Raw genomic sequence first — 14,697 nt, 5'->3', positions numbered from 1 at the left:
TGCCCGTGCGGCCGCACGTCAGCCTTCGGCCGGCTCGACGGCGCCGCCGCCCGCCGAAGCGGCTTGCGCGACGAAGAAGCGCTCGTTGAGTTCGGCGAGCCCGAACATCCCGAGGATCTCGGTCAGCCGCTCGCCGGGCTTGCGGCGCGGCAGGTTCTTGTACTGCGCGATGATCAGCTCGTTCTTCATCGAATGCTCCCAGCCGACCAGCTCGGTCACGCTGACCTGGTAGCCGTGCGCTTCGAGCTGCAGGCAGCGCAGCACGTTGGTGATCTGGCTGCCGAATTCGCGCGTATGCAGCGGATGCCGCCACACCTCGGTCAGCGCATTCGCGAGCGACTTGCCCTTGTTCTTGCGCAGCACGCCCGCGACTTCCGCCTGACAGCACGGCACCAGCACGATGTGCTGCGCGCGCTTCGCGAGCGCGAAGCGGATCGCGTCGTCGGTCGCCGTGTCGCATGCGTGCAGCGCGGTGACGACATCGACCGTTTCGGGCAGTTGCGGCGACGTGATCGAATCGGCGACCGACAGGTTCAGGAACGACATGCCGCCGAAGCCGAGCCGCGCGGCGAGCTCGGTCGAGCGCGTGACGAGTTCCTCGCGCGTCTCGATGCCGTACACGTGCGACGCGAACGCCGGCGTGCCGTGCCCCGGCTGCTGCTTGAAGAACAGGTCGTACAGGATGAAGCCGAGATACGACTTGCCCGCGCCATGATCGACGAGCGTCACGTCGCCTTTGTCGGCCTGCACGCCGGCGAGCAGCGGCTCGATGAACTGGAACAGGTGATACACCTGCTTCAGCTTGCGGCGGCTGTCCTGGTTCAGCTTCCCGTCGCGGGTGAGGATGTGCAGTTCCTTCAGCAGTTCGACGGACTGCTCCGGACGGATTTCGTGGGTCTTGTTCGACATCGTGAAGCGGCGCCGGGCCACGGTCTGTCGACCACGGCCCGGCGGCGGGAATTCGTGAGGAATGGCGGTAGTTTACCGAAAATACGCACTCAGGCCCGGACGCCGAGCCGCCACAACGACGTGACCTCGGCCCGACGCGCCGCATGCAGCGGATCGTCGGCGTCCGTCGACTTCGGATGCGCGGGGCGGATGTCGTCGCGGCCGAGCACGACGAGGCCGGCTTCGTCGATCCACTGCAGCAAGGTGTCGCGCGGCCGCAGGCCGAGATGCTCGGCGAAATCGGACAGGATCAGCCAGCCCTCGCCGCCCGGCTCCAGATGCGCGGCCAGCCCGGCGAGGAAACCGCGCAGCATGCGGCTGTCCGGGTCGTAGACCGCATATTCGATCGGCGCGCTCGGCCGGGCCGGCACCCACGGCGGGTTGCAGACCACGAGCGGCGCGCGGCCGGGCGGAAACAGGTCGGCCTCGACGATATCGACCCGGGACGCGTGCCCGAGCCGCGCGACGTTCTCACGCGCACAAGCCAGCGCGCGCGGATCCTGGTCGGTCGCGACGATGCGCTCGACGCCGCGCGCAGCGAGCACCGCCGCCAGCACGCCGGTGCCCGTGCCGATATCGAATGCGAGCGACGTCGCCGGCAGCGGCGCACGCGCGACGAGCGTCACGTATTCGCCGCGCACCGGCGAGAACACGCCGTAGTGCGGATGGATCGGCGCGCCGCCGAGCGCCGGGATCGGCACGCCCTTCTTGCGCCATTCATGCGCGCCGACGAGGCCGAGCAGTTCGCGCAGCGACACGACCGACGGCGCGCCGCCGGGGCCGTACGCCTCCTCGCAGGCCGCCCGCACGTCGGGCGCGCGGCGCAGCGGGATCGTGTAATCGGCGTCGAGCGGGATCAGCAGCATGCCGAGCGTGCGGGCGCGCTGCGATTGCGCGAGACGATGCAGGTTGAACGCATCGACGCCGGCCGCGGCTTTCGCCTTCTTCGGCTTGCGTTCGACACGGCGCGCCATCGCCTGCACGAGCTGGCGCGCATTCTGGAAGTCGCCCTGCCAGACGAGCGCGGTGCCCTCGCAGGCGAGGCGGTAGGCCACGTCGGCGGTGAGGCGGTCGTCGGCGGACACCGCGCGCTTCGGCGGTTGCACGCCGGCTTCGGAGCGCCAGCGCACGGCATGATCGACGCCGTCGGCGTCGGTCCAGTGGAAAACGGGGGAATCGGTCACGCGAACTCGGTACGGTTGGCTTCAACGGCGGCGAGAATTCGCCGCGCGGACCACACCATACCGCGCTTTGCCCGGCCCGGCAAAACAGGCGCCGCGACGGCCGCCCGAAAGCGTTCGTCGCGGCGCGACCGTCAATCAGGCGAGATCGAAGGTTTCCGCAACGGGCGCGTCGCGCTTGACGGCCGCGATGCCGTTCTCGCGTGCCTGCTCGCTGCTGTACGTCTCGCTCGTACCGATGACCTGGTGATTGGCCGCCTTCAGATTGAACATGGGCTCACCGTTGTGGGCGAGCTTCCGTTCGTAGCGCGCGTCGAGCGGCGCGTTTTCCCGTACGGACGCGATCCCGTTCCTCGCGCCGCTTTTCTCCTCGTACCGCTCGCTCGCGAGGATGATCTCGCCGTTCGCCGACTTCAGGTGGAAGTAGTACTGACCGTTCGTGGCTTTCTTGAGCTCGAATTTTGCCGCCATGGATTTCCCCTAAAAGAACGTCCGACCCTCGGACATCGCCAAGTGCAGGGCCCACGCCGACGAAAACCGATATTCCACGGAGATAGGCGTTAAATATTGTTAAATAGTGAATATTTAGACACATTTGACCGACGTTGCACGCCGACGGACGACCTAGCCGCCCCACCCCGGCATGGTCGGCAGACGCAGCGTGCCCACGTCGCTGAAGTGCACCGTGCCCAGCACGCTGCCCGCGAGCCGGCCGCGCAGCGCATACGGCAGCTCGCCGTTCGCGGCCGCGCCGGGCAGGTTCCACGCCTGCCGCGCGGCCGCGAAAGCCGACACCGAAACAGGCACGTCGAGCACGGCTTCGCCGAACCGCGGCACGGTGCCCGTCCGGTCGCTGACGCCGCTCGCGAACGGCGTGCCGTTCAGGTCGAGCGCGACCGAGATGCCGTCGTAGTCGATTGGCGCATCGTTCGGGTTCTGCACGCGCAACTTCAGGCTGAAGCGCATCTCGAGGCCCTGCCCGACCAGGGGGTCGAGCCCGACGACCGACACGCGCACCGGCTCGCGCGTGAGCGCCGCGCAACCACCCAGCAGGAACACGGCGGCGAACAGCAGCAGCACGGCGCGCAACGGCGCGATACGGAACAGGGCTCGCGGCATGGGACGGTCTCCTCTCGGCAATCGGTGAACGGGTTCGTCGCTGCATTGTACCGACCGTGCCGCCCTTCACCGGATTTCGTAGTTTTCGCGACGCCGCAAGATCGTTAATAGATTAAAACTACGAAATTTCCAGCCGAACGGAAAGCGCATTAATGCCTTTCAGCATTCAATGAAGCGCCAGGAATTCAATAGATGCGCTTTCTAATTTTTTCGTTTCCTTTACCCAAAACCATCAAGTATATTTACGCATCCTTGGAGCAAGCCGACAAACCTTGAAGCCGCATGACGGCGCACTTACGGGACGGCGACACGCTGTCCTTCCGTCCTGCGGACTGGCCCGGCCAGCCCCGTAGGTCGTCGGTTCAAAGGGATTGCGCGCCCGCGCCGGGCGTGCGGCCCCGTGTCGTGCGCGCGAAATCAATTCAGTACAACACGCGCCCGGCCATTTTGAACCGGCCAGTTAAACGACATCCGGAAATTCAGAGGGGGCAGTAAACCATGATTACCTTCACGTAGTCGGCCGCCGTCTTTTTCGAATAATCCGTCATTGGCATTTTTTCGCTGTTGATTAAACGGCGAGGGGATTGCTTTTGCCGGCGTTTTCGCAGCACTGAACGATTCTTTCAACAATCGAGGATTCAGTCATGTCGATTCATATTCGCAAGATGCGTTATCTGCCGCTCGTCGCCGCACTCGCGCTCGCCGGGTGCGGCGGCGACGACGGCGGTGCGGGCTCCGCTTCCGCGCTCAGCTCCGCCGGCGCGCCGCACACGGGCTCGTCGCCCGCCGTCACCGCGCCGCCGAGCGCATCCAACGTCGACAAGAGCGTGCAGCCCGTCGAACTGCCCGACACCGTGGTGCCCGTGAACTACCGGCTGTGGTTCCGCCCGAACGAAGCGCTGAACGCGTTCGACGGCCGCGCCGACGTCGAGATCAAGGTGCTGAAGCCGGTCAACAACATCGTGATCGCCGGCCACCGGATCAAGTTCACCAATGGCCGCATCACGCTGCAGCCGGGCAACATCCAGCTGATCGCGACGCCGCAGGACAAGGGCGACTTCTATCAGTTGCGCCCCGTCGCCGGCACGATCGCGCCGGGCAACTATTCGCTGCACATGGAGTGGTCGGGCATCATCAACTTCAAGTCGTACGACGATCCGGTCAACCACACGGGCGGCAGCTGCGGCGACGATCCGTATCCGGGCTGCTCGGCCGCGGAAGGCGTATTCCGCGTCGACCTGAAGGGCACCGACGGCAAGACGAGCGGCGCGATCCTCACGCAGGGCGAAACCAACCTGTCGCGCCAGTGGTTCCCCGGCTGGGACGAGCCGGCGTTCCGGCCGACCTATGAAGTGACGGCCGAAGTGCCGCAAAGCTGGCGCGTCGTGTCGAACGCGGCCGAGAAGCCGTCGACCAACGTCGGCGGCGGCTACAAGCTCGTGCAGTTCGAGAAGACCCCGCCGATGCCGTCGTACCTGCTGTTCTTCGGCGGCGGCATGTTCGACACCTACGAGGACGACTTCACGAGCCCGCTGCCGGGCGGCAAGGGCGGCCTGCACCTGCGCGTGTTCACGCCGCCGGGCATGAGCGAGTGGGCGAAGCCGGCGATGGACCGCACCAAGCAGGCGCTCGACTTCTACTACCGCTACACGGGCATCCCGCTGCCGCTCACGAAATTCGACACGGTGGCCGCGAACGACGCGTTCAAGGAGCAGAAGGACCTGAACTTCGGCGGGATGGAAAACTGGGGCTCGATCCTCGAGTTCGCCGACGACATCCTGCCCCAGCCGGGCCAACCGATGTCGCACTACGGCAACGAAGTGCTGACGCACGAAGTGGCGCACCAGTGGTTCGGCGATCTCGTGACGACCGACTGGTGGGACAACGTGTGGCTCAACGAATCGTTCGCGACGTTCTTCGAGACGAAGACCACGATCCAGTTCTTCCCCAACGAGTTCAGTTGGCTCGACCAGGTGAAGAACAAGTACCGCGTGATCAATCGCGACATCGGCCCGAACGCGTTCCCGGTCGCGCCGAACTTCAACGACTGGGCGTCGAACGACTTCGTGCTGAGCGCCAGCGCGTTCACGTACGACAAGGGCGGCCACGTGCTGAAGACGCTCGAGAACTATCTCGGCGAGCAGACCTTGCGCAAGGGGCTGCAGCAGTACCTGGTCGACTACTCGTTCGGCAACGGCACGCCGAAGCGTCTGTGGGATGCGCTGTCGAAGGAAAGCGGCCAGGCGGTCGGCCCGATCGGCGACAGCTACGTGCGTCAGACCGGCGTGCCGCTGATCTCGCTCGATACGCAGTGCGACCTGACGAAGAACCAGACGGTCGTCACGCTGAAACAGCAGCCGTTCCCGAACAAGAACGCGTATCCGGGCCTGCAGTGGACGGTGCCGATCACGCTCGCGTACGGCCAGGGGCTCGCGAAACGCACGACGCTCGCGCTGAAGGATACGCAGGCACAGACGCGGATCGACGGCTGCACGGGCGTGGTCGCCGATCCGAGCGGTCTCGACTACTACGTCGTGAACTACAGCGACGCGGCCTGGAGCGGGCTGCTCACGCAGGTCAACAGCTCGACCGATCCGGTGCTGCTGGCGAACCTGAAGAGCGAAGCGGCGCTGCTCGTCGCGAACAACCTCGCGCCGGCCTCGCGCTCGACGTCGATCGGCTCGGTCGCTTCGCCGGCCGCGATGAAGCTGCGCCAGACGCCGACCTTCGGCGGCATCGAACCGGTGACGAAGGAACGCCCGGCACGGCAATACCAGGGTATCTTCCGGCCGCGCAAGGTAGTGACGCAGTAACGGTGCGACTCCGGCCGGCGCCGCGTCACCCGCGGTGCCGGCCGGCGTACCGGTTTCTCCGACCTGTTGACGGGCCTCGCATGCGAGGCCCTTTTTTCATGCGGCGGCGCCTCGGCCCGCCGTCTCGCCCACGCGGCGTTTCCCACGCCGGCTGCGCGAACCACGGGGCGAAACGCGCGGATGCGTCGATGCGACGCCCGATGCCGCGCTAGCGATCGTCGCGGCGCCGGAACGCCCACCACGCGGCCAGCGCGGTGAAGCCCGCGACGAGCAGCACCATCAGCCAGAACCCGTGCTTGTTCTCCGAGAACGGCACGCCGCCGACGTTCATCCCGAAGAAGCCGGCGACGATATTGATCGGCAGCGCGATCACGGTGACGAGCGTCAGCGTGAACAGCGTCCGGTTGTTCTGTTCGTCGAGGCGCGAACCGATCTCTTCCTGCAGCAGCTTGATGCGCTCGTTGAGTCCCGCCAGGTCGGCGAGCACCAGCGAGAATTCCTCGGTCGACTCGCGCAGCTCCTGCACGTCCTCCGTGTGCAGCCACGCGGGCGGCTTCGCGAGCAGCCGGAAGATCGACCCGGGCTCCGGCGCGAGCATGCGCTGCAGGCGCGTCAGCGTGCGGCGCATCGCACCGAGCTCGATGCGGTTCGACGTGAGCCGCTGCGACAGGAAACGATCCTCGATGCGGTCGACGTCGACGCTCGTGCGCCGCATGATCTGGATCAGCAGGTCGGCCTGGTCGCGCAGCAGGTGCACGAGCAATTCCGCGGGCGACCGGAACTGCTCGCCGTCGCGCACGCACGCGCGCAGCGTGTCGACCGAGCGCAGCGGCTTGAGCCGCGCGGTCACCATGATGCGCCGTTCGACATGGACGAACAGCGTCGCGATCTCCGACGGCGTGAGCTCGAGATTGAACATCACGTCGTTGACGATCGCGCGCAACGCGCCGTCCTCCTGCTCGATGCGCGTCGAGCGCGAGCCTTCGTGCAGGAATTCGAAGAAGCTGTCGGGCAACCCGAGATGCGTGCGCATCCAGCGCTCGCTCGCGCCATGCGCGAGATTGAAATGCAGCCAGACGAAATCGCCCGACGCGGCCGCGCCGTGCTCGCGGCACGTGCGCAACCACGCGGCGGCCGCGTCGGCATCGAGCATCGTGCCGGCGCCGCCCGGAACGAAGCGGAATCCGCACACCATGCCGGACGTATCGGCGCCGTAAGTCTGTACGATCAGGTCCATCGTGTCGAAGGTCGTGCGGCGCGCGCCGCGCCGCACATCGCGGGTCGCGGGCCCGCGCCGGGAAAAGAAAGGAAACGTATGCCCGACGGGCGTGACGCGTTCGTGACACCGTCATGCGGCATCATACCGGCGGTCGCTCCGTGCCCCCAAAAACAACGCGCCGCCCAGTGGGCGGCGCTGACAGGAAAGACCTCGCGGCGTGCGCGGCACGCGTTACTGCCGCGTCTCCGACTGCGCGGCGCTCGGGCACGCAGGGTCCTTGCCCCAGTGGCCGTCGCAGACGCGCCAGCGGCACAGCTGATCCTCGAAGAAACCGCGCTCCGAACACTCCTTCACGCGCGACGCCAGCGAGCCGCCGGTCGCCGCCGCCGTCTTGGTCGGCACCGCCTGCCCCTTCTGCGCGGCGAGTTTCTTGTCGGCCGGCTTCGTGCGCGCGACGAGCGCGGCGAGCAAATCGGCATCCGGATCGTCCTTCCCGGCCGCCTTCGCGGTTCGGGTCGGCGTCGCGTCGCGGCGCTTCTTCGCCTGCGCGAGCTCGGCCTGCTGTTCCTTGCGATGCTTGCGGGCTTCGGCCTTCGTGTCGGCCTTCGCATCGGTCTTGCCGTGCGCGGCGACCTTCGTGCCCTTCGACGCGTCGGCCTTCGCGGTCTTGGCCGTCGCCGCCGCGGCGGCGGCCGTTGCGGCTGCGCCGGCGGTGGCCGCGCCCGATGCGTCGTCGGCGCCGTTGGCAAGCGCACGCGACAGGCGGCTGTTGTCCGCGGCGGACGCAGCCGAAGCAGACGCAACGGCCTGGGACGCCGAATCGTCGTTGACGATCGTGGCCGGTTGCACGGCCGACGCGGCGGATGCGCCGTTCTGCGCGACCTGCGCGGCGGCGCCGCTGGCCGGTGCGGCCTTGTCCGGCGCAGCCGCCGCGGGTGTCGGCGCGGCCGCGACGACCGCGGGCCGTTCGCCCGACGACTGCTGCATGCGCCACGCGCCCCAGCCGCCGACGGCCACGACCAACGCCACCACGGCGGCGATCGGCGCCTTCAGCGAACGGCGCGGCGGCTCGGCGGGCGGCGTGACACGCCCTTCCAGATCCGCGAGAATGCGCGACTGCCGAGGTCCTCCCTCGCCTGCCGGTTTGGTATCGGACAGCAGGCTGGGCGGAGTTTTCGAATTTGAATTTTCCGGCGCACTCATTCAGCGTCTCATTGAATCCTGGTTTAATTCACCGCGATAATATAGCCCGGCTTCTCGAAGCAGCCTGATTCTAAGAGCAAGCATTGCAAAACACAATCAATTCCAATTTCCGGGGATTTCGTTGATTGCCGTCGCACTCGTCGCCTATTTCGCCCTTGCCGTCGCTGTCGCGGCACTGTTGCTTTTACCGGGTATCCGCGCGACGGTTTTCGAATCCGTCGCCCAGTTTCACGGCCGCCTTACGCGCCGTGCGAACGATCGCGCCGCGCGCACGCGGAGTCAGATTGTTAAATCGGCAAGCGCGACGCGCGGCGCATTAAGCGATGTGCAAAATTTACTGATTCGGCGACGCTTGATGATTATGGTATCGGCAGGTATTCTTGCGACGCCGCCATTGGTCGCCATTGCGTTACGCGGCCGGCAATTGTTCCAGTACGACGACACGGCGCGCGTGCCCGACGAGAAAATCGCCGCGCTGCTGCAGGGCGAGCAACTCGTGCCGCCCCCGCCGCTGCCGCCGGAAGTCTTCGCCACCAAGGAGGTCGAGCAGGTCCGCCCGGCGCTGAAGGATGCGAGCCGCGACTGGAACCTGCTGGACCCGGATTTCCGTACGCGTTTGCTGCTGGTCTACAAGATCATGCACGAACAGCACGGTTATGAAATGGCGTTGCTGGAAGGTTACCGGAGCCCGGAACGGCAGAACCGGCTGGCGCAGATGGGCAGCAACGTGACCAACGCGGCAGCCTTCCAGAGTTATCACCAATTCGGGCTGGCGGCCGATAACGCATTCCTGCGCGACGGCAAGCTGGTCATTTCCGAGAAAGATCCGTGGGCGATGCGCGGCTATCAGTTGTACGGCCAGGTCGCCGAGCAAGTCGGCCTGACCTGGGGCGGCCGATGGAAAATGATGGATCTCGGGCACGTGGAATACCATAAACCCGGTTTTAAACTGGGACGCGGCAGCTAGCCAGGGCTGCCGGACAAGAAATAATGAGGGCGGCATGGGGCTTTTTAATCACCCGGCAGGAAACGATTTGAGCGGCGCAAACAATCGGGCATTCCGGTGCGCGATTTTTTCCGGCCGCCGCTTCCGTTTTAAATCTCACAGCGTCCTTTCGTTAATGCGCGCGCCTTCTCCGATGCCGCGAGCGCGTTGATGCCAGCCTCCTTCATCCCGTTTGACAGCATGGCGACACATCGCGGCGCCACCCTTGCCGCTCGGCGCGCCTGCGTCGCCTCACCGAATCGCACCGGAACCTGAACGTCCTATGCAACGCATCCTCAACGTGCTGACTCATCCGCGTACGCTCTCGATCGTCGGGATCGTCGCGCTAGCGGCCATCCTGTTCATCGTCGCCGACATGCTGCAGTTGCCGCTCCTGTGGGCGGCGCTCGCGTTCGCGGCGGTCCTCGCGCTGTGGCTCGTCGTCGCGCTGTGGCGCCGCTGGCGCGTGAAGCGCGCGAACCAGCAGCTCGGCCAGGTGCTGGAAGAGCAGGCGGAAACCGGCAAGATCGCCGCTCCGGCCGCCGCGGCGCTCGCACCGGACGCGAAGACGGCCGACCTCGACGTGCTGCGCACGCGCCTGTCGGATGCGGTGAAGACGATCAAGACGTCGAAGATCGGCCAGGTGTCGGGCGGCTCCGCGCTGTACGAGCTGCCGTGGTACATCGTGATCGGCAACCCGGCCGCGGGCAAGAGCAGCGCCGTGCTCAATTCCGGCCTGCAGTTCCCGTTCGCGGACAAGAACAGCGCCGTGATCCACGGCATCGGCGGCACGCGTAACTGCGACTGGTTCTTCACGACCGAAGGGATCCTGCTCGACACGGCCGGCCGCTATTCGGTGCACGAGGAAGACCGCAGCGAATGGCTCGGCTTCCTCGGTCTGCTCAAGCGCTACCGTCCGAAGGCGCCGATCAACGGCATCATCGTCACGGCCAGCATCGCGGAACTCACCGGCAACCGCCCCGAATTCGCGATCAACCTCGCGAAAAACCTCCGCCAGCGCGTTCAGGAGCTGACGGAGAAGCTGGAAGTGTTCGCGCCGGTCTACGTGATGTTCACGAAGGCCGACCTGATCACCGGCTTCACCGAATTCTTCAGCAGCAGCGACAAGCACGAGTACGACCGCGTGTGGGGCGCCACCCTGCCCTACGAGCCCGACGACAAGCGTGACGTCGTCGCGCAGTTCGACACGCACTTCGAGGAACTCTACGAAGGGCTGAAGGAGATCAGCGTCGCGCAGCTGTCGCTGTCGCGCGGCAACCAGCTGTCGCCGGGCCAGTTGAGCTTCCCGCTCGAATTCTCGACGATCAAGCCGTCGCTGCGCGCGTTCCTCGCGACGCTGTTCGAGAACAACCCGTTCCAGTACAAGCCGATCTTCCGCGGCTTCTACTTCACCAGCGCGCTGCAGGAAGGCGAAACCAACAGCGCGGCCGCGCAGCGCATCGCGCACCGCTTCGGCCTCGACGGAAGCGCGCTGCCGAAACCGCACAGCGCGTTCTCGAAGAACGGCTTCTTCCTGCGCGACCTGTTCTCGAAGGTGATCTTCGCGGACCGTCAGACGGTGCGCCAGTTCGCGAGCCCGACCAAGACGCGGCTGCGCTACGCGACCTTCTTCGGCTTCGTCGCGGCGCTCGCGCTCGCGCTCGGCGGCTGGACCTGGTCGACGATCGGCAACCAGCAGCTCGTCGCGAACGTGCAGGCCGACCTCGACAACGTCACGCGCCTGCAGCAGGGCCGCAACGACCTGCAGTCGCGCCTGCAGGCGATGGACATCCTCGAGGACCGGATCGAGCAGCTCGAACAGTTCCGCCGCGACAAGCCGCTGTCGGTGTCGCTCGGCCTGTACCAGGGCGACCGTCTCGAACAGCACCTGCTGACCGAGTACTACAACGGCGTGCGCCAGATCCTGCTGGCGCCGGTGTCGCAGAACCTCGCGTCGTTCATGAAGGACGTGAACGCGCACCCCGAACAGCTCGTGCCGATGACGCGCCCGCCCGAATCGGGCGCCGTGCAGGGCGGCACGCTGCCGGTCTCGACGAACGCGGCAGGCGCCGCGCCGCAGGCCGGCGCCGTGCCGGCCGCGTCGGGCGCCGCACCGGCCGCCGCCCCGCAACAGGCGGCCGCGCCGCAGGGCGGCCTCTACAGCGACGCGTCGCCGACCAACGTGCAGGACGCGTACAACGCGCTGAAGACGTACCTGATGCTGTCCGACAAGCGTCACGTCGAGCAGGCGCACCTGACCGACCAGCTCGCCCGCTTCTGGCGCGGCTGGCTCGAGACGAATCGCGGCAACATGCCGCGCGACGAGATGATCAGGAGCGCCGAGCGCATGATCTCGTTCTACCTGTCGCGCGTGAACGACAACGACTGGCCGATGATCGACGCGAACCTCGCGCTCGTCGACCAGACCCGCGAGAACCTGCGCCGCGTGGTGCGCGGCATGCCGGCCCGCCAGCGCGTCTACGAGGAAATCAAGGCCCGCGCATCGACCCGCTTCGCGCCGATGACCATCGCGCGCATCGTCGGCGACGGCAACCAGTCGCTGGTTGCCGGCAGCTACGCGATTCCGGGCACGTTCACGCGCGAAGCGTGGTTCGACTACGTGCAGCCGGCGATCCGCGATGCCGCGACCAAGGAACTGCAGGCGAAGGACTGGGTGCTGAACACGTCGACGCAGGACGACCTGACGCTCGAGGGCAGCCCCGAGCAGATCCAGAAGACACTCGTCGGCATGTACAAGACCGAGTACGCGCAGCACTGGCAGAAGTTCATGCAGGGCATCGCGGTACAGGGCTTCACCAGCTTCGGCCAGGCCGTCGACGGGATGAACCGCCTCGGCGACCCGCAGGATTCGCCGATCCGCAAGATCCTCGAGACCGCGTACGACCAGACGTCGTGGGACAACCCGTCGCTCGCGAACGTGACGATCAAGAAGGCGCAGACGGGCGTCGTGAACTGGGTCAAGCAACTGTTCTCGCGCTCGCAGGCCGGCCAGGTGGCGGCGGCCAACATCGACATCAACGGCAATCCGGCCGAGGTGCCGATGGGCCCGATCGGCCAGGAGTTCGTCGGGCTCGCGCGGATCGTCGCGACGCATGACGGCACGTCGATGCTGAAGGGCTACATGGAGTCGCTGTCGAAGGTCCGCACGCGCTTCAACGTGATCAAGAACCAGGGCGACCCGGGCCCGGGCGCGCGTCAGCTGATGCAGCAGACCCTCGACGGCAGCGGTTCGGAACTCGCCGATTCGCTGAAGCTCGTCGACGAGCAGATGCTGACGGGCCTGACCGATTCGCAACGCAAGTCGCTGCGCCCGCTGCTGGTGCGGCCGCTGATGCAGGCGTTCGCGGTCGTGATCCAGCCGGCCAGCGCCGAAGTCAACAAGGTGTGGAACGCGCAGGTCTACCAGCCGTTCCAGAGCTCGCTCGCGACGAAGTACCCGTTCGCGGCGAACGCGAAGGTCGAGGCCGGCGCCGGCGAAATCGCGCAGGTGTTCGGTCCGGACGGCTCGATCGCGAAGTTCGTCGGCACGACGCTCGGGCCGCTCGCGGTGCGCCGCGGCGACACGCTCGCCGCCCGCACGTGGGGCGACATGGGCATCGGGCTCACGCCGGAGTTCACGAACGGCTTCGCGCGCTGGGTCGCGCCGCTCGCCGGCGGCGCCGCCGGCAGCGCGGCCGCGTCGGCCGAGCCGCAGACCGTGTTCCAGATCCTGCCGCAACCGAGCACGGGCACGACGGAATACACGATCGCGATCGACGGCCAGCAACTGCGCTACCGCAACACGCCGCCGCAGTGGACCAACTTCGTGTGGCCGAACCCGCAGGGCTCGCCGGGCGCGACGCTGTCCGCGACGACCTTCGACGGCCGCACGGTGCAGCTCGTCAACGAGCCGGGCCGCTACGGCCTCGAGAAGCTGATCAACTCGGCGCAGCGCAAGCGCCGTCCGGACGGCACCTTCGACCTGACGTGGGCACAGGGCAGCGTGAACGTGTCGGTGACGATGCGCATCATCAGCACGTCGCAACCGTCGGCCGGCGGCGGCGACCAGCCGCAGCAACAGAGCCTGCGCGGCCTGCAGTTGCCGTCATCGGTCGCCGACGCGAGCGCGGGCGCCGCGCAGAACGCGACGCTGTCCGCCACCGGCATGTCCGCTACCGGCACGCCGGGCGCAGCGCCGGCCGTCGCGGCCGCCAACGCAACGAATGCACAGAGGGCGCAATGACGCAAACGGTACAGGCGCAAATCGCCTACTTCGGCAAGATTCCGTCGCGCGGCGACTTCGTGAAGAGCGCGCACAATCCGCAGTTGCTGCAGACGCTCGATCGCTGGATCGCGCAGGCGCTGGAGCTGCTCGCGGAAGATCCGCGCTGGAAGATCGTCTACGAGGATGCGAAGCCGATGCATTTCGCGTTCCTCGGCTCGCGCAGCAAGCTCGCGATCGCGGGCCACATGGTCGCGAGCCACGACGTGTCGATGCGCCGCTTCCCGTTCCTCGGCGCCACCGCGCTCGAGGTCGACCGGCCGCTCGCGTTCCTCGCGCGCAGCCCGCTCGCGTTCGCGCGGCTGTGGTCGCGCGTCGCCGCGCAGATCCCGCCGCTGCTCGGCAAGGACGAGCCGCCCGGCGCGCTGCAGGCGCTCGGCGACACCCAGGTGCCGATCGACATCGGCGGCCCGGGTACGTCGCACGACGGCACCTTCAACGATTTCGTCGAACACCAGTCGCTGTACGGCCTGCAGCAGATGCTGCTCGAAAGCGGTCATCCGGTGCGGCTGCGCGGCGCGATGCTCGCGCTCGGCTCGCTGCTGCGGCCGGTGATGCAGAGCGGCTCGTCGCACATCGAGCGCGGCCTCACGCTGCCGCTGCCGGTCGATCCGTTCTACCGCAGCCTCGTCGCCGCGTTCTGGCTCGAGCTGATCGCGCCGTTCGTCGCGCAGGCCGACTTCGAGCTCGCGATCTTCATCGGCACGATCGCCGAACGCGAACGGCTCATCATCGGCTTCAACGGTGCGTCGGCGAAAACGCTGCTGAGCGTCGTCGACCCGCAGACCTACGCCGCCCACAACATCGACATCGACGATCCCGAGTGGATCGACGCCCATGCGCAAAACGATCAGCAGATCAGCAAGCTCGTCAGCTACCTCGACCAACCGCAACTCTCGCTGCGCGTCGCCATCGACGCGTTCCGCGAAGCGTTCATCGGAGGCTGA

At 66.9% G+C, this 14,697-nt stretch carries 11 protein-coding genes; 4 read left to right on the top strand and 7 right to left on the bottom strand.

Annotated elements, in window-relative coordinates:
* Positions 1 to 18: 18 nt before the first annotated feature.
* From WS96_RS13065 to WS96_RS33655, 5 genes are all read right to left on the bottom strand, one after another.
* The gene (locus tag WS96_RS13065; RefSeq protein ID WP_059832997.1) at positions 19 to 909 is read right to left on the bottom strand and encodes a class I SAM-dependent methyltransferase; all 891 of its coding nucleotides are present in this window, start codon (positions 907 to 909) and stop codon (positions 19 to 21) included.
* A gap of 89 nt (positions 910 to 998) precedes the next feature.
* Positions 999 to 2,132, bottom strand: coding sequence for a methyltransferase (locus WS96_RS13060; RefSeq protein WP_059832994.1), 1,134 nt, complete (start codon positions 2,130 to 2,132; stop codon positions 999 to 1,001).
* Positions 2,133 to 2,267: 135 nt separating this feature from the next.
* Entirely contained in the window at positions 2,268 to 2,600 is a 333-nt protein-coding gene (locus tag WS96_RS13055; RefSeq protein ID WP_034209811.1) for a YegP family protein, read from the bottom strand.
* A gap of 153 nt (positions 2,601 to 2,753) precedes the next feature.
* Positions 2,754 to 3,248 carry an LEA type 2 family protein gene (locus tag WS96_RS13050; RefSeq protein ID WP_059832991.1) on the bottom strand — a complete coding sequence of 165 codons (495 nt, stop codon included), beginning with the start codon at positions 3,246 to 3,248 and terminating at the stop codon, positions 2,754 to 2,756.
* A 417-nt stretch (positions 3,249 to 3,665) separates the two neighbouring features.
* On the bottom strand, positions 3,666 to 3,875 hold the full coding sequence (locus tag WS96_RS33655) for a hypothetical protein (protein ID WP_155294519.1): 210 nt from the start codon (positions 3,873 to 3,875) through the stop codon (positions 3,666 to 3,668).
* A 17-nt stretch (positions 3,876 to 3,892) separates the two neighbouring features.
* On the opposite strand from WS96_RS33655, the gene WS96_RS13045 reads away from it, so the two are divergent.
* On the top strand, positions 3,893 to 6,061 hold the full coding sequence (locus tag WS96_RS13045; RefSeq protein WP_059832989.1) for a M1 family metallopeptidase: 2,169 nt from the start codon (positions 3,893 to 3,895) through the stop codon (positions 6,059 to 6,061).
* A gap of 208 nt (positions 6,062 to 6,269) precedes the next feature.
* Here the strand turns inward: WS96_RS13045 and WS96_RS13040 are convergent, their stop codons facing one another.
* Together WS96_RS13040 and WS96_RS13035 are read right to left on the bottom strand one after the other, a co-directional pair.
* A complete protein-coding gene (locus tag WS96_RS13040) occupies positions 6,270 to 7,298 on the bottom strand; it encodes a transporter (RefSeq protein WP_059833081.1) in 1,029 nt (342 codons plus the stop codon).
* A 213-nt stretch (positions 7,299 to 7,511) separates the two neighbouring features.
* Positions 7,512 to 8,483, bottom strand: coding sequence for a hypothetical protein (locus WS96_RS13035; RefSeq protein ID WP_059832987.1), 972 nt, complete (start codon positions 8,481 to 8,483; stop codon positions 7,512 to 7,514).
* Between the two features lie 121 nt (positions 8,484 to 8,604).
* Between WS96_RS13035 and WS96_RS13030 the strand changes: the two genes are divergently transcribed.
* The 3 genes from WS96_RS13030 (at position 8,605) to tagF (ending at position 14,697) form a co-directional block, all read left to right on the top strand.
* Positions 8,605 to 9,450: a M15 family metallopeptidase gene (locus tag WS96_RS13030; protein ID WP_034209807.1), complete on the top strand. Its 846-nt coding sequence runs from the start codon at positions 8,605 to 8,607 to the stop codon at positions 9,448 to 9,450.
* Between the two features lie 301 nt (positions 9,451 to 9,751).
* Entirely contained in the window at positions 9,752 to 13,711 is a 3,960-nt protein-coding gene (gene tssM, locus WS96_RS13025) for a type VI secretion system membrane subunit TssM (RefSeq protein WP_059832984.1), read from the top strand.
* Positions 13,708 to 14,697 (top strand): type VI secretion system-associated protein TagF, encoded by a 990-nt coding sequence (gene tagF / locus WS96_RS13020; protein ID WP_034209805.1) that lies wholly within the window; start codon positions 13,708 to 13,710, stop codon positions 14,695 to 14,697. The genes tssM and tagF overlap by 4 nt, the downstream gene beginning before the upstream one ends.

The organism is Burkholderia sp. MSMB1835, assembly GCF_001526365.1.
Taxonomy (GTDB): domain Bacteria; phylum Pseudomonadota; class Gammaproteobacteria; order Burkholderiales; family Burkholderiaceae; genus Burkholderia.
The sequence above is the reverse complement of the archived record's forward strand: the minus strand, read 5'-3'. Positions and strand labels throughout refer to the sequence as shown.